Source organism: Pantoea phytostimulans, from assembly GCF_046118715.1.
Lineage (GTDB): Bacteria > Pseudomonadota > Gammaproteobacteria > Enterobacterales > Enterobacteriaceae > Pantoea > Pantoea phytostimulans.
The window spans coordinates 1,996,785-2,018,910 of record NZ_CP173698.1 but is presented as its reverse complement, the minus strand read 5'-3'; the positions used below and the strand labels follow the sequence as shown (position 1 = coordinate 2,018,910).

At 52.7% G+C, this 22,126-nt stretch carries 21 protein-coding genes; 8 read left to right on the top strand and 13 right to left on the bottom strand.

All coding sequences use genetic code 11. The features are described from left to right. The first annotated feature begins 6 nt into the window (after positions 1–6). The 3 genes from napB (at position 7) to nudK (ending at position 1,731) form a co-directional block, all read left to right on the top strand. Positions 7–438 (top strand): nitrate reductase cytochrome c-type subunit, encoded by a 432-nt coding sequence (napB, locus tag ACF2G4_RS09370; RefSeq protein WP_243077434.1) that lies wholly within the window; start codon positions 7–9, stop codon positions 436–438. 7 nt (positions 439–445) lie between these two features. Then, positions 446–1,030 (top strand): cytochrome c-type protein NapC, encoded by a 585-nt coding sequence (napC, locus tag ACF2G4_RS09365; protein WP_215845933.1) that lies wholly within the window; start codon positions 446–448, stop codon positions 1,028–1,030. 122 nt (positions 1,031–1,152) lie between these two features. Further along, the gene (nudK, locus tag ACF2G4_RS09360; RefSeq protein WP_215845934.1) at positions 1,153–1,731 is read left to right on the top strand and encodes a GDP-mannose pyrophosphatase NudK; all 579 of its coding nucleotides are present in this window, start codon (positions 1,153–1,155) and stop codon (positions 1,729–1,731) included. Here the strand turns inward: nudK and ACF2G4_RS09355 are convergent. From ACF2G4_RS09355 to ACF2G4_RS09320, 8 genes are read right to left on the bottom strand one after another with little or no spacing between them, the layout of a single operon-like run. Then, positions 1,721–2,686, bottom strand: a complete 966-nt coding sequence (locus ACF2G4_RS09355; RefSeq protein ID WP_409074721.1) for a ribokinase — start codon at positions 2,684–2,686, stop codon at positions 1,721–1,723. The genes nudK and ACF2G4_RS09355 overlap by 11 nt on opposite strands. Continuing rightward, entirely contained in the window at positions 2,683–3,579 is an 897-nt protein-coding gene (gene alsK / locus ACF2G4_RS09350; protein WP_409074720.1) for an allose kinase, read from the bottom strand. The genes ACF2G4_RS09355 and alsK overlap by 4 nt, the downstream gene beginning before the upstream one ends. Then, on the bottom strand, positions 3,576–4,268 hold the full coding sequence (alsE, locus tag ACF2G4_RS09345; RefSeq protein ID WP_243077437.1) for a D-allulose 6-phosphate 3-epimerase: 693 nt from the start codon (positions 4,266–4,268) through the stop codon (positions 3,576–3,578). The genes alsK and alsE overlap by 4 nt, the downstream gene beginning before the upstream one ends. Next, entirely contained in the window at positions 4,268–5,332 is a 1,065-nt protein-coding gene (locus ACF2G4_RS09340) for an ABC transporter permease (RefSeq protein WP_243077438.1), read from the bottom strand. The genes alsE and ACF2G4_RS09340 overlap by 1 nt, the downstream gene beginning before the upstream one ends. A 14-nt stretch (positions 5,333–5,346) precedes the next feature. Then, a complete protein-coding gene (locus ACF2G4_RS09335) occupies positions 5,347–6,336 on the bottom strand; it encodes an ABC transporter permease (protein WP_243077439.1) in 990 nt (329 codons plus the stop codon). Continuing rightward, positions 6,329–7,837: a sugar ABC transporter ATP-binding protein gene (locus ACF2G4_RS09330; protein ID WP_215845940.1), complete on the bottom strand. Its 1,509-nt coding sequence runs from the start codon at positions 7,835–7,837 to the stop codon at positions 6,329–6,331. Before ACF2G4_RS09330 ends, ACF2G4_RS09335 begins: the two co-directional genes overlap by 8 nt. 2 nt (positions 7,838–7,839) lie before the next feature. Beyond that, positions 7,840–8,820 (bottom strand): substrate-binding domain-containing protein, encoded by a 981-nt coding sequence (locus ACF2G4_RS09325; protein WP_243077441.1) that lies wholly within the window; start codon positions 8,818–8,820, stop codon positions 7,840–7,842. An 11-nt stretch (positions 8,821–8,831) separates the two neighbouring features. Then, the gene (locus ACF2G4_RS09320) at positions 8,832–9,662 is read right to left on the bottom strand and encodes a DeoR/GlpR family DNA-binding transcription regulator (protein ID WP_243077442.1); all 831 of its coding nucleotides are present in this window, start codon (positions 9,660–9,662) and stop codon (positions 8,832–8,834) included. A gap of 491 nt (positions 9,663–10,153) precedes the next feature. Here ACF2G4_RS09320 and ACF2G4_RS09315 point away from each other — a divergent pair, with 491 nt between their 5' ends. After that, on the top strand, positions 10,154–11,227 hold the full coding sequence (locus ACF2G4_RS09315; protein WP_243077443.1) for a DUF1176 domain-containing protein: 1,074 nt from the start codon (positions 10,154–10,156) through the stop codon (positions 11,225–11,227). Here the strand turns inward: ACF2G4_RS09315 and ampH are convergent. From ampH to tal, 3 genes are all read right to left on the bottom strand, one after another. Then, a complete protein-coding gene (gene ampH / locus ACF2G4_RS09310; protein WP_243077444.1) occupies positions 11,224–12,387 on the bottom strand; it encodes a D-alanyl-D-alanine-carboxypeptidase/endopeptidase AmpH in 1,164 nt (387 codons plus the stop codon). The two genes, ACF2G4_RS09315 and ampH, sit on opposite strands and share 4 nt — an antisense overlap. 150 nt (positions 12,388–12,537) lie before the next feature. Further along, entirely contained in the window at positions 12,538–14,538 is a 2,001-nt protein-coding gene (gene tkt / locus ACF2G4_RS09305) for a transketolase (protein WP_215845943.1), read from the bottom strand. Between the two features lie 63 nt (positions 14,539–14,601). After that, positions 14,602–15,552 carry a transaldolase gene (gene tal / locus ACF2G4_RS09300; protein ID WP_215845944.1) on the bottom strand — a complete coding sequence of 317 codons (951 nt, stop codon included), beginning with the start codon at positions 15,550–15,552 and terminating at the stop codon, positions 14,602–14,604. Between the two features lie 350 nt (positions 15,553–15,902). On the opposite strand from tal, the gene maeB reads away from it, so the two are divergent. Then, complete coding sequence (gene maeB / locus ACF2G4_RS09295) at positions 15,903–18,182, top strand: NADP-dependent oxaloacetate-decarboxylating malate dehydrogenase (protein WP_409074719.1); 2,280 nt, start codon at positions 15,903–15,905, stop codon at positions 18,180–18,182. Between the two features lie 166 nt (positions 18,183–18,348). Here maeB and hemF read toward each other — a convergent pair whose 3' ends face one another. After that, a complete protein-coding gene (gene hemF / locus ACF2G4_RS09290) occupies positions 18,349–19,269 on the bottom strand; it encodes an oxygen-dependent coproporphyrinogen oxidase (RefSeq protein ID WP_243077446.1) in 921 nt (306 codons plus the stop codon). A gap of 39 nt (positions 19,270–19,308) precedes the next feature. After that, complete coding sequence (gene amiA, locus ACF2G4_RS09285) at positions 19,309–20,160, bottom strand: N-acetylmuramoyl-L-alanine amidase AmiA (RefSeq protein ID WP_215845949.1); 852 nt, start codon at positions 20,158–20,160, stop codon at positions 19,309–19,311. 223 nt (positions 20,161–20,383) lie between these two features. Between amiA and ACF2G4_RS09280 the strand changes: the two genes are divergently transcribed. The 3 genes from ACF2G4_RS09280 to ACF2G4_RS09270 all read left to right on the top strand — a co-directional run bounded on the left by ACF2G4_RS09280 (position 20,384) and on the right by ACF2G4_RS09270 (position 21,961). Beyond that, positions 20,384–20,809: a GNAT family acetyltransferase gene (locus ACF2G4_RS09280; protein ID WP_243077447.1), complete on the top strand. Its 426-nt coding sequence runs from the start codon at positions 20,384–20,386 to the stop codon at positions 20,807–20,809. Then, complete coding sequence (locus tag ACF2G4_RS09275; protein ID WP_409075969.1) at positions 20,805–21,263, top strand: DUF2919 family protein; 459 nt, start codon at positions 20,805–20,807, stop codon at positions 21,261–21,263. Before ACF2G4_RS09280 ends, ACF2G4_RS09275 begins: the two co-directional genes overlap by 5 nt. Before the next feature lie 80 nt (positions 21,264–21,343). Then, positions 21,344–21,961 (top strand): RpoE-regulated lipoprotein, encoded by a 618-nt coding sequence (locus ACF2G4_RS09270; protein ID WP_409074718.1) that lies wholly within the window; start codon positions 21,344–21,346, stop codon positions 21,959–21,961. Positions 21,962–22,126: the final 165 nt, after the last annotated feature.

Here is a 22,126-nt window from a genome sequence, read left to right as displayed (position 1 = left end):
GACGCAATGAAAACGATCATTACCTTTATCACTCTTGCCGCTCTGATACTGGGCGGCGCAGTCTGGGCTAACGAAAGCGCCGATCTCTCCTCCTCGCCGGAAGTTAACGCTGGGCACCGTGGCGCGATTTTTCAGCCGAAGCAGCAGGGCAGAATGCCACTAAACTATGTCAACCAACCGCCGGTGATCCCGCACAGCGTGGAGGGTTATCAGGTAACGAAGAATGTGAACCGTTGCCTGCAATGTCACGGTACACAAAGTTATCTCACCACCGGTGCGCCGCGTGTCAGCCCAACGCACTTCACCGATCGCGACGGCAGCGTAAGCAGCAGTGTATCGCCGCGTCGCTACTTCTGTTTGCAGTGCCATGTACCGCAAACCGATGCCAAGCCGATTGTCGAAAACAGCTTCCGGCCTGCCGCCGGTTTTGGCCGGTGAGGCGAGGATGAAACAACGACTTTTACGCCTGTGGCGCTGGTGGCGACGTCCAAGTCGTCTTGCGCTTGGCACTTTACTGCTGATTGGCTTTGGCGCAGGCATCCTCTTCTGGGGCGGCTTCAATACCGGCATGGAATTGACCAACCGCGAGCAGTTCTGTATCGGCTGTCATGAGATGCGCAACAACGTTTATCAGGAATATATGCAAACGGTACATTACAACAACCGCAGCGGTGTACGCGCAACCTGCCCGGATTGCCACGTGCCGCATGAATGGGGCCCGAAAATGATCCGTAAAATTCAGGCGAGCAAAGAGGTTTATGCCAAGATTTTTGGCCTGATTGATACCCCACAGAAGTTTGAGGATCACCGTATCAAGTTGGCGCAGAACGAATGGCGCAGGATGAAGAACAACAATTCGCAGGAGTGTCGAAACTGCCACAACTTCGATTACATGGATTTCACCCAGCAGAAAACCGTTGCGTCGAAAATGCATGCTAAAGCGGTAGAAACCGGGCAAACCTGTATCGACTGTCACAAAGGCATCGCGCACCACTTGCCAGATATGAAAGATCAGCCAAACGGCTTTTAACCCCATTAGCGCATCGCCGCTCGCGGTGCGCTAAATTCTCTTTCAGCACCAGTTTCAGATAGTTTTCTGAACGGCACCGTCCTATGATGTCAGGCTCCCCTTAAAGACGTAGCGGAGACTTCATGTCGTTAAAGATCAATATCATCAAAGATAAGTTGCTGTCTGAGAACTGGTTTGTTCTGCGCAACTTCACCTATGAACTCACCGATAAAAAAGGTGAAGTGCTGCGCCACAAACGCGAAGTTTACGACCGAGGCAATGGCGCCACAATTCTGCTCTACAACCGTGATAAAAACAGTGTGGTGCTGACGCGCCAGTTTCGCATCGCGACCTACATCAACGGTAATGAAAGCGGCATGCTGATTGAAGCCTGCGCAGGATTACTCGATGACGATTCGCCGGAAGATTGCATTCGTAAAGAGGCGATAGAAGAAACCGGTTACGCGGTGGGCCAGGTAGAAAAACTCTATGCCTGCTATATGTCGCCGGGTGGCGTAACGGAACTGATTCATTTCTTTGCCGCTGAATATAATGATTCGCTGCGCGACAACGCGGGCGGCGGCGTAGAAGATGAAGATATTGATGTGCTGGAAATGACATTCCCTGATGCACTCGCGATGGTGAAAGATGGGCGCATCCGCGACGGCAAAACCATCATGCTATTGCAGCACGCCCAGATTGCGGGCTGGCTTAAGCCTTAACATCTTCAGCCAGCAGATTAGGTTGGCATTCCGGATGCGCGTGCAGACGCGATAAGGCTTCCGCGTAGGACGGCATAGAATGTGCCGCGCCTGCGCGCTCTACGCACACCGAAGCAAACGCCGCCGCAAATAAAGCCGCCTGTTCCAGCGATTCGCCCGCCGCCAAACGTGCAGCAAGCGCACCGTTAAATGCATCACCTGCACCGGTAGTGTCCTGCGGCGTGGCGGGAAACAGGGGAATACGTAACTGCTGGTTTTCCGTAGAAAGCAGCGCGCCGGCGGTACCCAAAGTAATGATCACCTGACGTGCACCTTTGCGATGCAATATTTCTGCGGCGCGTTGTGCACAGGAGATATCGGTTATCGTCACGCCTGTTAACAGCGTCGCTTCCGTGCTGTTGGGCGTCAGTAAATCAACCTTGGCGAGCAGCCTGTCGCTGATCTTCTGAAACGGTGCTGGATTCAGAATGACGAACGTGTTCGCTGCACGGGCGTTATCAATCATGCGGGTTATTGCACTAAGATTATTCTCCAGCTGCACCAGGAGAATATCTGCCGCGGCTACCGTTGGCTGACAGCGCGTCACTTCGGCGGCGGACACGGTTAAATTCGCGCCCGGATAAACCGAAATCATATTTTCCGCATCGTTACCGGCGACATAAATCAACGCATTGCCGGTGGGTTTTTCTTTACACGTAAACAGCGTAATCGCATCAAAGCCGGTCTTTTCCAGATGGCGTCGGGCAAACGTGCCAAAATCATCATTGCCGACTTTACCGATGTAATGCACCCGAGCGCCTGCCCGCAACGCGGCGGTGGCCTGATTTGCGCCTTTACCGCCGGGCCCCATCATGCTGTGTTGCGCAATCAGTGATTCACCCGGCAGCGGAAAGCGCGTCATACCGGCGACAACATCAAGGTTGAACGATCCAAAAACACAGACTTTGCCTTTCATTCTTCACTCCTGAAGCGCCGTTCGGCTGCGAGGCAGGCGCCACGACAACCGGTATGATCGGTAGCATGGCTGAAAATAATCTTCAGACCCTCGCGCGTTACCGGTGGACGCAGATGTTGCTGAATACGGCTGCGCAAGCTAGCCAGCGGGAAATCTGTCATCGACAGCACGCCACCGCCAAGAATCAAATATTCTGGATCGAGAATATTCATCTCAGTAGCAATGAGTTCCGCTAAGCGTTGCACAAACGCCTGCAAATCCGGGTGAGCGCCCTGTAGGGTGAACAGTTGCGACATGTCGGTTTCAGCCGCATATTTAGCGGCCCAGCGGCTCAGCCAATGCCCGGAGGTTAAGGTTTCCGCGCATCCCATGTTGCCGCAAGGGCAGGGCAGGGAATTACCGGACAACGGCACATGCCCCAATTCTCCTGCGCCACCATGATGACCGTGATAAAACCGACCTTCCAGCCACAAGCTGTTACCCATGCCCGTACCGGGATACAAACCTACCGCGCAGTTTGGCACCGGATCGATCTGCATTAAATCCCATAGCATCAGGTGGTTAACGTCTTTATCCATTGCCACTGGAACCTTTAGCCTGTGACTGAGCATGGCGGCAACCGGCTGGTTATCCAGCGCCTGAATAAAGGGCAGTGAAATAACCTGCTGCCGGTCGCGACTGAGAATGCCGGGTAAACCGAGCATCACACCGCTAACCGGCTGCTGTTCTAAGGTTTCACTGATGACATTGCCCAGCGCGGCGAGCGCATCCGGTTGTTGCGCCCAGCTGGCGGTGGACACTTTACGAAAGCCGGACCATGCCCGACCTTCTTCCATCAGCTGCAAGCGTGTACTGGTGCCGCCAATGTCAATGCCAAGCCAGCGTGATTTCATGCCGACTCCTGCTGCAAGCCCTGCGCCGTATCGATACTGTCGCGCATCATGGTCCAGGCGGTAGCGAGATCGTCATGAATAGTAAACAGGCCGGATGTGCCGACAATGAGCACTTCTGCACCTGCGTCCAGCAAAGTGCTATAGGTGCGTTGATTACAGGAGCCATCAATTTCAATTAAATAGCGATGGCCATGCGCCAGCTTCAGCGCTTTTAGCTCCTGAATTTTTTGCACCATTTCTGGAATGAAAGGCTGCCCGGCGTAGCCCGGATCGACGGTCATCACGGTGATCTTGTCGAGCAGATGAATGTAGTGATGAATAAACGAAACCGGTGTGGCCGGGTTCAGTACGATACCCACTTTTTTTCCCAGGCTACGGATGTGATTAATCACCCGAAACGCGTCGCGGTTGATGGTCTCAGCGTGTGGGCAAATATAATCTGCCCCGGCTTTGGCCACGGCTTCGATAAAATCGTTGGGATGCTCCACCATTAAATGCACATCAATGGCTACTGGCGTATGGGGGCGAATCTGCTCAATGAAAAACGGCGACAGCGTAATATTTTTTACGTAGTGACCATCCATAATGTCAACGTGCAGGAAGTCTGCTCGCGAGTTCAACACAGACAATTGCTGCTTGATCTCCATTAAATTCATGCACATCAATGACGGAGAGATTTGAATACGCATCATACTTCCTTTTTGTGAGTCAGAGGATTTAACGCCGTGCTCAGCAGTTTGCTGCGCTTAACGGCACGGCTTTCATTGAGTCGGGCTTTACCCTGTTTAAAGGCCAGCACCACGATTAACACCGCTCCCCACATGGCGAGGCTGACGTGCTGGCTGATGTTCATTAAGTTGAAGCCGGTAGAGAGGATTTGCAGCGCAACCAGTGCCAGCACCACGCCGGTGACGCGTCCGAATCCGCCATTGGGATCGGTGCCGCCGAGGATGATGGCCAGCACGGTCAGCAATAAGTAGGCGTCGCCGTAACCCATTCGCGCCGAATTGAAGCGTGCCATCATGATCAGCCCGGCCAGCACGCACAGCAGGCTAGAAATGACATACACCAGCACCACCATGCGATGCGTATTCACGCCACTAAACCAGGTGGCGTTGATATTGCTGCCACCCATGTAAATGCATTTACCTGCACGGGTTTTACCAAGGAACAGAGCCAGCAGCGCGGCGGCAATCAGGAATACCCACAGCGGCAACGGCACGCCCAGCAAGGTGTTGGAACCCAAGGCGCGCACCACGGCGGGCATACCGCTTACCGCTGCACCTTTGGTCAGCCAAATACCAATGCCGTTGATGGTCATCATGGTGGCGAGCGTAACCAGAATCGGATGAGCGCCAATACGCGTTACCATCACGCCAGTTATCACGCCAATCACAAGGGCGATGATCATCGCGCCAATCACCGCCAGCGCCAGCCATAACAGTTGCTGACCTGTGCTGGCACCCTCTGGCAGCATGCTCAACAGCACCCACGCAATAAATAAGCTGGTCAGGTTAGCGGTGGTAATAATCGCCAGATTCAGGCCACCACTTAAAATGGCGATGAACATGGCCAGCGTCAGCAAGCCCAGCTCCGGCAGCTGAAACGCCATGCTGAGGAAGGTCGAGTCAGTCAGAAAACGGCCCGGCAGCAAGATACTGAACAGCGCCAGTGCAAACGCGATCAGTAACATCAGTCCAATATTGGTGCCGTCCGGTTTCAATGCCGATAACGATGCAGAAAATCTTTTCATAGCGCCTCCTTCCGTCAGACAAAACTAACGTCAGTTTCTTTGCGTTTTTTGTAGTGAGTGACAGCAATCGCCACCATGATTACGCTGCCGACCACAATGTTCATGAAGTAGTTAGAGACGCCAATCAGGTTGAGGCCATTTTTTAGGATGGCGATCAGGAACACGCCCATCAGTGTGCCGCTAACCGTGCCTTTGCCGCCCATCAGGCTCGCGCCGCCCAGCACCGTTGCTGCCAGTACATCCAGCTCACCGCCAACCAACGCATTCGGTACCACTTCACCCATGCGATAGACCTGTACCAATCCGCCAATCGCCGCCATTGCACCCAGCCAGCCGTAAGCGAACAGGTGAATCAGGCCAACCCGAATACCCACGCGCCGCGCCGATTCGGCATCACCACCCACCGCATAGAGCTGACGGCCTAAATGGGTTTTGTTCAGCATCACGGCGGTGAGTGCGGCAATAACCAGCATGGTGATCAGCGGCAAACCGACCTGGAAAGTTTGACCCTGCCATTCAAACGGCAGCACGTTACGCAACGTGATCCACCAATCCGGCAGCGCATACAGACTGCGTCCGCCCGTCATCCACATCAGCAGGCCAAACAGCAGCGATTGCATACTGATGGTGATAATGATCGACACCACTCGCAGCGTGGTAATCAGCCAGGCGTTGAGCACGCCAAACAGCGTGCCGCAGACGACCGCCAGCACAATGCTCAAAAGGGCGTTATCAAACTGGTAGTGCACAAACAGGGAGGCGATCAGGTACTGCACCACCGAAGCCACCGCAGCAAAGGAGATATCGATGCCGCCAGTGACCAAGACAACAAACAATCCGAGGGCGAAAATGCCGGTTACGGCGTAGCTTTCCGCCAGGTCTAACAAATTTTGCACGCTGAGAAACTGGTCGCTGGCCACTGAGAAAAAAACAATAAATGCCAGCAGCACCCAAGTGAGCCAACCCTGACTGGAATGTGGGCGTAAACGAGAGAAGTCAGGCATTGATCACCTCCGCCAGCTGTTGTTGTTCAACGGTATCGGGTTGATATTCGGCATGAATGGTGCCGTCGCGAAAGTGCAGAATACGGTCGCAGTTGTACCAAACTTCCGGTACTTCGTCGGAAATCAGGATGATCGACAATCCTTCACGCGCCAGTTCGTGGATTAATTGATAGATGCTGGCTTTTGCACCGACATCTACGCCAACGGTTGGCGAGTCGAGGATCAGAATACGGGGTTGCGTCAGCACCCATTTTGCCAACACGATTTTCTGCTGATTACCGCCAGAAAGGGTGGAAATGGCCAGGTTGGGATCGGTCACGCGTACGCCGAGCTGCTGAATCCACTGTAAGATCAGCTTGTTCTTGCGGTATTCGTCAATAATGTGAAAACGGTTTTGCAGCTTGTCGAGGATCGGCAGCACCATGTTGTCGGCCACCGATTGCTGCTGCACTAAACCCAGTGTCAGCCGATCTTCGGATACGTAACCTATCCCGGCTTTGATGGCATCTTCATGCCCACGAAAACGTACTGGTTTGCTGTCGAGCCAGATTTTACCGCTGTCCGGTTTGGTCATACCAAACAGTGACAGCGCCAGTTCAGTGCGCCCGGAGCCAAGCAGGCCGCATAACCCCAACACTTCGCCTTCGAACAGACGAAAACTCACATCGTGATATTGCCCGGCGCGGCTTAACCGCTCGACTTCGAGCATCACGCGGTCAGGATTGTGAGAAGGGGATTTCAACGAGTAATCCAGCTTTAGGCCGGTCATGAGTTCGGTCAGATGGTGCGGAGTCATATCACGCGCTGACCAACAGCCCATTTTGCGACCATCTCGGATAACCGTCACGCGGTCGGATATTTCCAGCACTTCATCGAGTCGATGGCTGACAAACACCACGCAAATGTTCTTCTCTTTCAAATAGCGCACGGTGCGCAGCAGCTGGTTGACTTCGGTGCGCGTCAGCGACGCGGTGGGTTCATCCATAATCACCAATCGGGCATCTGCGACCAGCGCGCGGCAAATCGCCACCTGCTGACGCTGAGCGATGGAAAGCTCCGCCACTTTTAGATCTAAATTCAGGTCGAAATTTAGCTCTTCAACAATACGCTGTGCGCTGGCACGCAGTTTTCCTGCGCGATGCCAGCCAAACAGACCACGCAGATTGTGTTCGAAACCGATGTTTTCGGCGACGCTTAGGTTCGGAAACAGTGACAGATCCTGATAAATCACCTGGATACCAAAGTCACGCGCCTGACGCGATGTCAGCCTGGAAAAACCCTGGCTGCTGTTGCCAAGGCGGATCTGGCTGCCACTGTCCGGGGCATGCACCCCGGAAATGACTTTGATTAACGTACTCTTGCCACAGCCGTTGGTTCCGGCAAGGCAGTGCACTTCGCCTTCCAGTAGTGTTAGCGAAATATCGCTCAGTGCGCGGTTACCGCCAAACGTCTTTGACAGATTGTCGAGGACGATGAGCGTCTGTGGTTCGACACGTTCCATGGTTACAGCCCCAGTTTGATCAGTTTCGGCAGGTTGGCTTTGTCCAGGCTTTCGGTGTTGTTACCGATGATGGTGTGATTAGCTTCATCCACGTTGACGTTGCCCAAGCCTTCGATAGTCATACCCTGTTTAATCGGCTGGTTTTTCTGCATCATTTCGGCGATCCGTACAAACACTTCGCCAGCCGTTTCCGGGTTCCAGATATAGCCACCTTTGATCGCACCGCGATTTACCAACTGCGCGCCTTGCCCCGGACTAAACGCACCAATAACGCAAACCTGGTTGATTTTATTGCGGTTCATCACGGCCCGACCGGCACCAATTGGGCCTTGCGAGCCGAAGGCCATGATGCCTTTCAGATCGGGATATTTAGACATCAGCTCGTTGGTGGTGCGAATTGAGTCATCCAGCGATTCGCCCACACCAAACTTGTCGGTCACCATCTGCATTTTTGGATAGTGTTCTTTTTGGTAATTCAGCGCAGCGTCAGTCCATTCCTGATGCAATGGCACGGTCAGGCTGCCGACGTACATGGCGTATTTGCCCTCTTCGTGCATACACTGTGCCAGCGCTTTCATGTGGTTGATGCCATGCGTGGGTGCGTCAACCAACTCGAAATCCCAGTTGGCATACTTCTGACCTGGTGATTCGTGCGTGATCACTTTTATTCCGGCGTCACGGGCACGTTGCAGCACCGGCTCCAGTACTTTCGGATCGTTGGGTACCACACCAATAATGTCGACTTTCTGCGCAATCAAATCTTCAATTGCACGTACCTGCAACGCTGGGTCAGCCGCCGTTGGGCCAACCATCCAGGCATCAATGCCACTTTTTTCCGCCTGGCTTTTAATGCCCGCTTCCATGGCGTTAAACCAGGGAATACCACCAATTTTCACGACGATGCCCATGCGTAATTTGTCCGCAGCTTGGGCCTGAACAGCAAACAAGGCGATGAGAGAACAGGCGATAAGATGTTTTTTCATAAAGACTCCGTTTAATTTTTTATTAGCTGCATTGACTGCGAGCGTTGTGAACAATCAATAATATTCACACCGTTCCACGCCAGTTCTTGTTCCAGCTCTTTATCTTTTAATTGGTCAGTAATGAGAAAATCCACATCGCGATAATGACAAATACGCGCGAATGAGGGTCGTAAAAATTTACTGCTGTCCATCAACAGATGTTTTCTTTCTGCTGCCAGAATCATTTGCTGTTTTAAATGCGCGTTATGTTCATTGCCTTCACGTAAATAACCGTCGTTACCTAAACTGCTACAGGAAAAAAAGATCTTGTTTATTTGAAACTCTTTTAACGGCTGCTCGGCAACAATGCCGTGGAAATCTTCATAGCGGTCAGAATATTCCCCGCCTAAGCAAATGGTGCGAATACTGCCGCGTGCTGCCAGCGTCTGCACAATACGTAATGAATTGGTTAATACCGTTAATTCAATATCGGGTAATTGCCGAGCCAAATAAAAACAGGTGGTACTGCTATCGAGTAATAAACAATCTCCCACGCTGATAAAATCGAGCGCACGTTTGGCAATCGCCATTTTGGCATCGACGTGTTCATTTATTCTTTGGCGAAAAGATAATTCATATTCATTTATGGCTCGGATATTTCCCTGAATATTGGCTGCTTGCCTTTTAGGCAGTACTGCACCGCCATGGCTACGTTGTAACAGGCCGCGTTTTTCTAATTGGTTTAAATCTCGACGAATGGTTTCCTGCGAAACATGACACAGTGAAACTAATTCGGTGACGATAACCCGACCATTAATTGTTAATTCATCAATAATTCGCTGCTGGCGTTCAATCGGCAACATGCTGGCCTCCGATGACAATAAAGTACTGGATGGCGCACGGCAAAAATGTGTCCTGGACACGACTCCACAGGGCAATATTTGCTGTGCGAGAGCAAAGTGATGTTTATTAAGTTTTTATGAAAATTTGGAGGGGGCGTACAAATAAAATGTGATTGATATCACGAAAAAGGCGGTATTAACGGCGATGTCCATGATCGACTCACGTTATAAGCGAGAAAGGGGCAATGACTATAGCATGACCGTATTTGACCGTTTCTGTGTATTTGACCGATTCGAGAACAGAGCAAATTGTCCGATGAATCTGATTGAGCGAAAGCGCTGCAAAAACGATGATGTTTTCCTAAGCTTCACTCTTTACGGCTTATCACGATGATGAACGCTTTTTAGCCAGTTAATAACGCTTTCTGGGCGCGGTCACAGATTCCGGTCTTCTTTGGGTTCGCCGTTGCGTTATCATCTCCACTTTAAAGATTTGGGGACCGGTTTTCTTAATGTTGCATTGGATTAAATCGCTGTTAGTGTTGTCTTTTCTTTTTGTTGCCAGCGTGCGGGCCGATCCACTGCAAAAGTCATTTTCTGACTGGCAGATGACCTGCAACAATGCGGCATTTTGCGTGGCACGCAATATTCCGGGCGACAATGGATTAGTCATGACGATTTCGCGCCACGCCGGGGTGAACGATCGCCCGTTGCTGCGTATCGACTACGGCAGCGCCTACAGCGGTGAGCTGCCTGGCGGTGATCTGAAAGACAACCTGCTGATTGATCAACGCCGCCTGAAACCCGACCTGAAACACTGGACAGTCGAACCCCATCATCTCGCTACCAGCAACGCCATCGCCATCGACGAATTTCTTGATCTGGTCATGGAAGCCAAAAGCCTGCAACTCACGTTTGATCCCAAAGCCCTTATCTCCCTGCGCGGCATGAAGGCGGCGCTGCTGCTGATGGATGATGTGCAAGGGCGTGTTAACGGCATGAGCGCTTGGATAAAGCGCGGCGATCGCGCAATCTGGGATGTGCCGCCGCAGCCTAAAGTGCCTGCGCTGCCAGAGGCGCTACCGCAACCTGCGGCGCTGACGCGAGAAGAAACCAGCGGTTTAATCGATTACGGCACCTGGCGCGTTAACACCGATTCCTGTTCGCTTGATCCGATGCGGCGTGAAGTCAGCGTGTCGCCGCTCACTGATACCAAGGCATTGCTGTTGGTGAGCTGTGAAATGGGGGCATATAACGTGATTGATTTAGCTTTCGAAGTGACGCGCGAGCAGCCTTATGTGGCGCGGGGAATTAGCCTGACGCTGCCGTTTACACCGCCAACCATTAATGAACGTCAACTTGAATTGATCAATGCTGAATACGATGCGGCAACCGGACAGCTTTATACCTTCGGAAAAGGTCGCGGTTTGGGCGATTGCGGTTCAGCATCGCGCTGGCAGTTCGATGGCAACAGTTTCGTGCTGGCGGAATATGCTGAGGAATCAACGTGCGACGCGTGGCACAGCAGCGATGACTGGCCCACGTTGTGGGTGAGCCAGTCGCGTTCCACTCCTCAGCAGCGTTAAGGAATGGCTTGAACCATCATGGGTGAACCGATTTGGTTGCCGACCAGTTCAGCCAGCATGTTATTTACGCCATCACTCATGGGTGTAAAGCGGGTCAGCGGAGAACGCGTAACCACGACAAACACGCCGATGTTATGCTGCGGCACCATCGCCATATAGGTAATGAAGCCACCACCGCCGCCGGTTTTTTGAATAATACCCGGACGACCCTCTTTTGGCCCCATATAAACCCAACCCATGCCCAGCGCGTCGGCTTTGCCCGGCACATCCATACCTTGCACTTTCTGCAGCTGACTGCGCTGATAAATCAGCGTCTGCATACGATCAACCTGCGGCGTACGTCGGCTAACGGCTGAATTCAGGAACTGCTGCATCCAGCGGCCCATATCATCTGGCGTGGAGTAAACGCCGCCGCTGCCAATTGCCGCCAGCGTATTATTACAGGGGCTGGCACCTTTCTCAGCCACCATTAAACGTCCGCACTGCTCTGGTGAAGGCGTAAACGTTGTGTCCTTCATGCCCAGCGGGCGAGTAATCAATTGCTGAAACAGCGCGGGATAGGGCATGCCTGCGGCGCGTGACAACGCATCGCCCAGCAAATCGTAACCGAGATTAGAGTAGGCTGCATCGGTACCCGGTGCCGCTTTCAGGTTTGCCTGTGGCAACCAGTTCCAGCGTTCGCTGCGCGTAGGCCAGACGAATACGGGACGATGAGGTTTCCCGCCTGGCTGCTCACGTGGCAGGCCGCTGGTGTGAGTCGATAAGTTGATCAGACGAATAGGTTGGCCGTTGTAGCTGGGTACGCGCGTGCCGGGCGGTGCATATTTACTCAGCGGATCGTCAAGGCGAATTTGACCGCGCTCCGCCATTTTAACCATCACTTCGCTGGTCATCAGTTTGCTCAGCGAGGCGATACGGATCAGGGAATCTTTTTGTGGGCGAACGTTATTACCTGGACGGGTATCACCAAAGCTGGTGAATACGCGCTGATTACCGTCAATGGCTACCAGCGCCATGCCGGTTGCGCCGCTGCCGTAAAAGATGTGTTCGGCATAGCGATCAACGATTTGCGAAGCCAGTAATGGATCGGGCGCGACCTGCGCCATGCTTTTTAATGGAAGCAGAGAAACCATTAAGGCCAGTAAATAAGATGTGCGCATTTTCAACAGACGAGAGTTCGCTATAAGAATCGGATGGAAATCTATAGTAATCAGTTTGGGCGAGACAGGAAGAGGGGAGAAAAGATTTTTTTATGTTTCAGGCTATGAACTGAAATGGCCCTTCCCGGCTAAGCGGGAAGGGCGAAAGCATTAAACCGGCTTGAGTAATGCTTCGGCATGGCTAACAATATTTTCAATCGTGAAGCCAAACTCCGTGAACAGCTTGCTGGCAGGCGCAGACTCACCAAACGTGGTCATGCCGACGATGGCACCATCAATACCCACGTATTTGAACCAGTAATCGGCAATTCCGGCTTCCACGGCAACACGCGCTCTCACCGTTGATGGCAGCACAGATTCACGATAGGCGCTGTCCTGGGCATCAAACAGATCGGTTGACGGCAGCGACACCACGCGAACTTTGTGGCCGCCCGTTGTCAGCTTCTCTGCAGCGCCCAGCGTGATTTCCATCTCGGAACCTGTTGCGATCAGGATCACTTCCGGCGTACCGTCACAATCTTTCAGCACGTAACCGCCGCGCGCAATGTTGTCGATCTGCGTTTGCGTACGCTCCGGTTGCGCCAGGTTTTGACGCGACAGAATTAACGCGGTTGGACCATGATGACGCTCAACGGCGGCTTTCCACGCCACAGCCGTTTCAACCTGGTCGCAAGGACGCCAGACGCTCATATTAGGCGTCAAACGCAGGCTGGCGAGCTGCTCAACCGGCTGGTGCGTTGGGCCATCTTCACCCAAGCCAATGGAGTCATGGGTATAAACCATGATATGACGCGCTTTCATCAATGCTGCCATACGGGCCGCGTTACGTGCGTACTCCACAAACATCAGGAAGGTGGCGGTGTACGGCACAAAACCGCCGTGATGGGCGATACCATTGGCAATCGCGGTCATACCAAATTCACGCACGCCGTAGTGAATGTAGTTACCGGCGTGATCCTCTTTAATCGATTTGGAACCTGACCAAATGGTGAGGTTACTTGGCGCGAGATCCGCAGAACCGCCAAGGAATTCTGGCAGCAGCTTGCCGTAAACTTCCAGCGAGTTTTGTGACGCTTTACGGCTGGCGATTTTTTGCGGATTTGCCTGCAGGTCAGCAATAAATTTCGCGGTATCCGCTTCCCAGGTCGATGGCATTTCGCCATTCATGCGGCGGAGAAATTCCTGCGCCAACTCCGGGTGGGCTTGCTTGTAGGCGTCCAGCTTGGCATCCCACGCTTTTTCGTGCTCTGCACCGGCTGTTTTCGCATCCCATTGCTGATAAATATCTTGTGGGATTTCGAACGGCGGATAATTCCAGCCGAGCTTTTTACGTGTCAGCGCGACTTCTTCTTCGCCCAGCGCCGCGCCATGCGCCTCTTCTTTACCTGCCTTGTTCGGTGAACCGAAACCGATAACGGTGCGGCAAATAATCAGCGACGGCTTATCGGTAACGCTCTGCGCTTCTTTAATCGCCTTGCTGATGGCTTCGGAATCGTGCCCATCAATATCGCCGATCACATGCCAGTTATAGGCTTCGAAGCGCTTATGGGTATCGTCGGTAAACCAGCCTTCTGTTTCACCGTCAATGGAGATGCCGTTGTGATCGTAGAAGCCAATCAATTTGCCCAGACCCAAGGTGCCGGCCAGTGAACACACTTCGTGTGAGATACCTTCCATCAAACAGCCGTCGCCCATGAACACATAAGTGAAGTGGTCAACGATCTCATGATCGGGACGGTTAAACTGGGCGGCTAAGGTGCGCTCGGCAATCGCCAGGCCCACGGCATTGGCCAGACCTTGACCCAGCGGGCCCGTGGTGGTTTCTACGCCCGGTGTATAACCAATTTCTGGGTGGCCCGGCGTTTTTGAATGCAGCTGGCGGAAGTTTTTCAGCTCTTCAATCGGTAAATCGTAGCCGCTCAGGTGCAGCAGGCTATAAAGCAGCATTGAGCCGTGACCGTTGGAGAGAATAAAACGGTCACGATCAAGAAAAGCGGGATTGGTTGGATTATGTTTCAGGAAATCGCGCCATAACACTTCCGCGATGTCCGCCATGCCCATGGGTGCGCCGGGATGGCCTGAGTTTGCTTTCTGTACCGCATCCATACTTAATGCACGTATCGCGTTCGCCAACTCTCTGCGTGATGACATAGGGTTCTCCCTTGTTATACCTGCGGGCGAGAAAGGTCTCGCCCACGAATAATGTGATGAAAACTACAGACGAGCAGCCAACACATCTTCAAGTTTCTGCTGATCGACAGCAAACTGGCGGATGCCTTCAGACAGTTTTTCTACTGCCATAGGATCCTGATTATGTTCCCAACGGAATTCCGCTTCAGAGAGCGACGCCGGCTGGTGGAAGCCTTCAGTAGAAGGTTCAAGTTTACGTTCTAACGGCGCATCGCTGTTTTGCAGCTCTTCCAACAGGTTGGGTGAAAGGGTCAGGCGGTCACAACCTGCCAGTGCGATGATCTGTTCTACTTTACGGAAGCTCGCGCCCATGATGATGGTGCTATAGCGATGCTTTTTGTAGTAGTCGTAGATACGACGCACAGATTTCACGCCGGGATCTTCATCGGCTACATACGGGTCCAGCGGTTTACGGCTGTTGTACCAGTCATAAATACGTCCCACGAACGGTGAAATCAGGAACACGCCAGCTTCGGCACAGGCACGCGCTTGAGCAAAAGAGAACAGCAGCGTCAGGTTACATTTGATGCCGTTTTTCTCCAGCTCTTCTGCGGCACGAATACCTTCCCAGGTTGACGCCAGCTTGATCAAGATACGAGAGCGATCAATGCCATACTCTTCGTACAGGCGAACCAGTTTTTCTGCTTTGGTGACACACATGCCACGATCGAAGGAGAGGCGCGCATCCACTTCGGTCGAAACACGGCCTGGTATGCTTTTCAGGATTTCCATACCGAGGTTAATGGCCACTTTGTCGCTGGCATTGATGATCTGCGTCTCTTTGCTGCCGCCTTGCTTTTTGGCGTAGTCGATAGCGTCATCAATCAAATGTTTATAGGCGTCGAGACCGGAAGCTTTAAGGATGAGGGAAGGATTGGTCGTAGCGTCTTCAGGATGGTAGTTGCGAATCGACTCGATATCGCCACTGTCCGCCACGACGGTGGTGAACTGTTTTAGGGCTTCTAGCTGGTTCATCTCTAAACTCCTTGAAAAGAAATCATTAAAGCGAAAAGGGGACACCTTTGGCCTCGCAGCCGTTCTGTTTCCGGTAACACAGGCTCATAACCTTGCAACAGACACTTTCGTATGAAAATGCGGTTTCTCTGATTGTTGCCAGGGGAATGGAGCGAAATTGCCGTCATGCGGTGTTAAACCGTGGGGTGCGCCTTATTCCACCTATAAGCATAGCAGCCGAAGCAAATGACGCTGGGGGAGCTGTGACAATCTGTGCCGTTTAACAATGAGCTTCTTTGAGCGCCTTCACCGTCTTGCTGCGTAATGATTCCTATACTGGTGCGACTTTCCCTGGCGACTAAGGATGCCAAATGGATGATCAACTGAAGCAAAGCGCGCTCGATTTTCATCAATTTCCTACCCCCGGCAAGATTCAGGTTTCACCCACTAAACCGTTAGCGACGCAGCGCGATCTGGCGCTGGCCTACTCGCCAGGCGTGGCAGCACCCTGTTTGGAAATCGCTAAAGATCCGCTGGCGGCGCACAAATACACCGCACGTGGCAATCTGGTAGCGGTGATCTCAAATGGCACCGCAGTGCTGGGTTTGGGTAACATCGGCGCGCTGGCGGGTAAACCAGTGATGGAAGGTAAAGGCGTCTTGTTCAAGAAATTCGCGGGCATCGACGTGTTCGACCTCGAAATTGATGAGCTGGATCCTGACAAGCTGATTGAAATGATTGCCGCACTGGAGCCGACATTTGGCGGCATTAACCTTGAAGATATCAAAGCGCCCGAATGTTTTTATATTGAACAGCAGCTGCGTAAACGGATGAAGATTCCGGTGTTCCACGACGATCAACACGGCACCGCAATTATCTGTACCGCCGCGGTGATCAATGGCTTAACCATCGTCAATAAAGCCATTTCTGATGTACGACTGGTGGTCTCCGGTGCGGGCGCTTCTGCTATCGCCTGCCTGAATTTGCTGGTGGCGCTGGGATTGCAGAAGCACAACATTGTGGTCTGCGATTCAAAAGGGGTGATTTATCAAGGTCGTGAAGAGAACATGGCGCAGACCAAAGCGGAGTACGCCATCAAGGACAACGGCAAGCGTAAGCTGGAAGAGGTGATTACTCATGCAGACATCTTCCTTGGCTGTTCAGGACCAAAAGCACTGACGCCAGAGATGGTGGAAAAAATGGCCAAAGATCCGTTGATATTGGCGCTGGCAAACCCGGAACCCGAAATCATGCCACCGCTGGCAAAAGCGGTGCGGCCTGACGCGATTATCTGTACCGGTCGCTCTGACTTCCCTAATCAGGTCAACAATGTGCTGTGCTTTCCCTTTATCTTTCGTGGGGCGCTTGATGTCGGGGCCACGGCCATCAACGAAGAGATGAAGCTGGCGGCGGTGCATGCCATTGCGGCGCTGGCCCAGGCTGAGCAGAGCGATGTCGTCGCGTCGGCGTATGACGATCAGGATCTGAGCTTTGGCCCGGAATATTTGATCCCCAAACCGTTTGATCCGCGCTTAATCGTGAAAATCGCGCCCGCCGTGGCTAAAGCGGCGATGGAGTCTGGGGTTGCGACACGGCCCATTCAAGACTTTGATGCCTATCGCGAACAGCTCACTGAGTTTGTTTATAAAACCAACCTGTTCATGAAGCCGATTTTTTCCCAGGCACGCAAAGCGCCAAAACGCGTGGTGTTAGCCGAAGGAGAGGAGATTCGTGTGCTGCATGCAACGCAAGAGCTGGTGTCGCTTGGCATGGCAAAGCCGATTCTCATTGGGCGTCCTAACGTCATTGCGATGCGCTTACAAAAGCAGGGCTTGAAAATTGAGGCGGGTAAAGATTTTGAGGTGGTGAACAATGAATCCGATCCGCGCTTCAAAGAATACTGGAATGAGTATTACCAGATCATGAAGCGGCGTGGGGTTTCACCGGAAGAGGCGCAGCGCGCGGTAATCGGCAATCCCACACTGATTGGGGCCATCATGGTGCATCGTGGTGAAGCCGACGCGTTAATCTGCGGCACTATCGGCGATTATCGTAAGCATTATGAGGTGATTGAAAATGTATTTGGTTTTCGTGATGACGTGAAGGTGGCGAGTGCCATGAACGCATTGCTGCTGCCCAGCGGCAATACGTTTATCGCTGATACCTACGTCAATGAAGATCCAACGCCAGACCAGCTCGCAGATATCACCTTGATGGCCGCTGAAACCGTGCGGCGATTTGGTATTGAACCGCGGATTGCACTGCTGTCGCATTCCAGCTATGGGACCTCCAATGCGCCAGGCGCACGTAAAATGCGTGACGCGCTGGCGCTGATTAAACAGCGCGCGCCAGAGCTAGAAATTGACGGTGAAATGCACGGCGATGCGGCGTTAATTGAAAGCATACGCCGCGACGTAATGCCGGATAGCCCGCTGAAAGGGACGGCGAACCTGTTGATCATGCCGAACGTCGAAGCGGCGCGTATTAGTTACAACCTACTGCGCGTATCCTGTTCGGAAGGTGTCACGGTCGGGCCGGTGTTGATGGGCATTACCAAGCCGGTGCATATATTGACGCGCATCGCCTCGGTGCGGCGGATTGTCAATATGGTGGCGTTGGCGGTGGTAGAAGCACAGACCCAACCTTTATAACCTGCCTTCATACTTGGCGCTGTCTCTGCATTGGCTGCAAGCAATCATCCGAATCGCTGACATCAGTAAGCGCATCGGAATGATTGCTTTTGCCGCCTTGATACAGCGCCCATTATTTTGGCAGGCTGAGCGCAAGTGAATCGCGCAATGGCAAGCTGCGATGCCGTTACTTTCGCGGATTAAGCGAAAGCCAGTCGCGAACGGGTAAGAAATCACGGTACAGCGCCGCTTCTGGCGAGTTCGCTTCAGGTTGGTAATCATATTCCCACCGTACCAGCGGTGGCATCGACATCAGGATCGATTCGGTGCGACCGCCAGTCTGCAAACCAAACAGCGTGCCGCGATCCCACACCAGATTGAACTCGACATAACGTCCGCGGCGGTACAGTTGGAACTGGCGCTCGTGATCGCCCCACGGATGATCTTTACGACGTGCCACAATCGGTTGATAGGCGTCAAGAAAACCGTTGCCAACCGCCTGCATGAAGTTGAAACAGTGTTCAAAATCAGGCGCATTCAGGTCATCAAAAAACAGCCCGCCAATGCCGCGCTGCTCGTCACGGTGCTTGATGTAAAAATAGTCATCGCACCATTTTTTGTAGCGTGGATAGACCTCTTCACCAAACGGCTGGCACAGATTAAAGGCAGTTTGGTGCCAGTGCAGCGCATCCTCTTCGAAACCGTAAAAGGGCGTGAGATCAAAGCCGCCGCCAAACCACCACACCGGTTCGGCACCCGGTTTTTCGGCAATAAAAAAGCGCACATTGGCGTGGCTGGTAGGAACATAGGGATTGTTAGGGTGGACCACTAACGAAACGCCCATCGCTTCAAAACTGCGTCCCGCCAGTTCAGGGCGGTGTGCGGTTGCCGAAGAGGGCATTTGGTCGCCATGTACATGGGAAAAGTTGACGCCCGCCTGCTCAAATACCGCGCCATTACGCAGCACACGGCTACGTCCGCCGCCGCCGCCTGGGCGTTGCCAGCTATCTTCGACAAATTTGGCACTGCCATCTTCGGCGGCGAGGCGGTGACAAATATCCTCCTGCAGCTGCAGCAGAAAGGCTTTTACGCGGGAAATATCAGACATGCATATCGCTTACTGTTAAAAAATTTGGCGTGATTATACCTAAGCCGGGCGACGATCGTACTCATCAAAGTAGTTGACGATGCCATTGGCGATGGCACTGGCAATTTTTTGCCGAAACGCGCTGGTGCCGAGTAACTGCTCTTCGCGTGGATTAGTAATAAAAGATGTTTCGACCAGCACCGAGGGAATAGAAGGCGATTTCAGCACCGCAAAAGCCGCCTGCTCGGTATGCTGACTGTGCAGATGATGCACAGGGCGAATCTGATCGAGCACGTGTTTACCCAGCGTCAGGCTATTTTTTATGGTGTCGGTTTGCACCAAATCGAACAGAATTTGCTGCAAATAGTGATCTTGCTGCTGCACTTGCGCGCCGCCAATTTTATCAGCGTCGTTTTCTCTTTTTGACAGATAGCGCGCCATGGTGCTGCTGGCCCCGCGATTCGAGAGCGCGAAAACCGACGCGCCGTTGGCGTCTGGGCTGGTAAAACCATCGGCATGAATTGACATGAACAGGTTGGCACCGTGTTGATGGGCAATTTCCACGCGCTGATAAAGCGGAATAAAGTGATCGCTGTCGCGCGTCAGACGTACTTCGATGCGCGGATGATCCTGCAACTGGCGGCGTACATTGTTAGCAATTTCGAGCACGATATGTTTTTCTTCAGATCCTTCACCGCCGACCGCACCGGAATCGATGCCGCCGTGGCCCGGATCGATCATCACGATACGCTTGCCGTTTTTAGCGGATGGAGCCGGCTGCGAGTGACGCGATGAGGCGCGCAGCGTCGTCTCTTGTTCTTTCGCCATTACGCCGCGCGGCGACAAAATGGCCAACGCGATGCCGGAAAGCAAGAGTTGGCGGCGGTTGGTCAAATGCTTGAGCAATTTCATGTGCAAATCCATTAGCGTAGCGAGAACAGAGAAAATAGTGCCCAGTGTTATATCGTAACGTTATGCCACTCGCGAGCACGGAACTATTTCAGGGCTTTACTTTGTATTTCAGCTCGCGAACAGAAAAAACCGTTGTTTTTCTCCGCGCTCGGCTTTTCCAGGGTTGCGCAGCGCAAAGAATGCGTGATAATCAGCAAATTGTGCTTAATTGCAGGTAAAGACGATGGAAATCCGCGCCTTCCGCCAGGAAGATTTTGAAGAAGTGATTACGCTCTGGGAACGTTGCGATTTGTTACGTCCATGGAACGATCCTGAAATGGATATCGAACGTAAGATGAATCACGACCCCGAACTTTTCCTTGTGGCCGAAGTGGGTGGGGAAGTGGTTGGCACGCTGATGGGCGGTTATGATGGCCATCGTGGTGCTGCTTATTACCTGGCCGTGCATCCCGATTATCAGGGACGTGGCTTTGCCAATGCGCTGATGAATCGCCTGGAAAAAAAACTGATTGCGCGCGGTTGTCCGAAAATCCATCTGATGGTGCGCGAAGAGAATGATCAGGTGGTGGCGTTTTACGAGAAGCTGGATTACGAACCGGTTGACGCGATGCTGCTGGGCAAACGATTGATAGAAGATCGTGAGTATTAATGTGCTGAAATATCTGCCGGATGAATATGACGGCAAAGGGCAGCTTCGGCTGCCGTTTCTTTTTTGGCCGATTATGCTGTTGCTGGCGCGAACCTGGCTGCTGCTGGTGATGGCGGGCGCTTCACGACAACAAGGTAACAATCTCCTGGCGCTATTTTATCCCGATCGACAGGCTTTTTGGATCGGGTTGGCGTTAGGCACACCGGCGCTGCTCGGTATGCTACTGACCGGTTATCGCACCCGCTGGCCGCGCCTGTGGCAATACTGGCGCAACGTGCTGCTGTTATCACTGTGGGTTAATTTGCTATGGCAAGGTGTTCAGTTCACACAGGGCGATCTATTGAGTTCTCCGCTGCCGCTGCTGTTAACGCTGTTTGATCTGCTGGCGCTGCTCTGGCTCCAGTTCAATACCCGGCTGCGCGACTGCTTTTCACCTGAACATCATCTCGAATAAACTTTTTGCCGCTTTACGACTCCAATCAGTTCCGCCACTGAGCATTTCATTTACTGAGTATTTCATTAACAGGAGTTTGCATGAAAGCTGTTCGTTCCACGCTACTGATTGTCGCCGTTATGCTGAGCGGCTGCGCCAGTTCCGGCTCCGGCGCTAACAGCAGCCAGCAGGTAAGTTGGTGGAATCCGCTGAGTTATCATTGGTCATCGGCGTTGCCGTGGAACTGGTTTGGCGCATCGCTAACCGCTACCGAACAAGGCGTCGGCGGCCTTAATGCCGCGACACCCATGACCGAAAGCGCCATTAAAGAGGGGCTGAACGGCAATTACGACTTGCGTCAGGGCATGCGCGGTCAGAATGGTGAGGTTGTTTCCTTTTGGCAGGCGCTAGATGAAGGCCAGGTTAAGCTGGTGATTTACGGCCAGAGTCGTGTTGAGCGCGTTGAAGTCATGGACGCCAATATCGTTAGCAGCGATGGCAGCAAAATCGGTGATGCTTTCAGCGATAAATACAGCAAAGCCTTCAACAACTGTGCGTTGGCTTCCGGTCTGGATAGCCGGGATGTTGAGTGTCGCGCACCGGCCGGCCAGCATTTACGCTATGTTTATAGCGGAGAAGGGCACGGTCCAGAAGGCTTGATGCCGTCAGATGACACGCTGAAAAACTGGAAGCTGAGCAAAATAATTTGGCAGCGCTGATGCTTTAATCAACTAAAACTGTTCAACAGTGATTCAGTGCAGAAAGGGCTGAATCACTGAACTAACATCGCCGCTGTCTGCAATATCGCTGCATTAAAAGCGCAAAGCCTCACTCCCCGCCAGGCATTACTGAATCCCACATAAACTTTGCCAGTGTCTTATGCT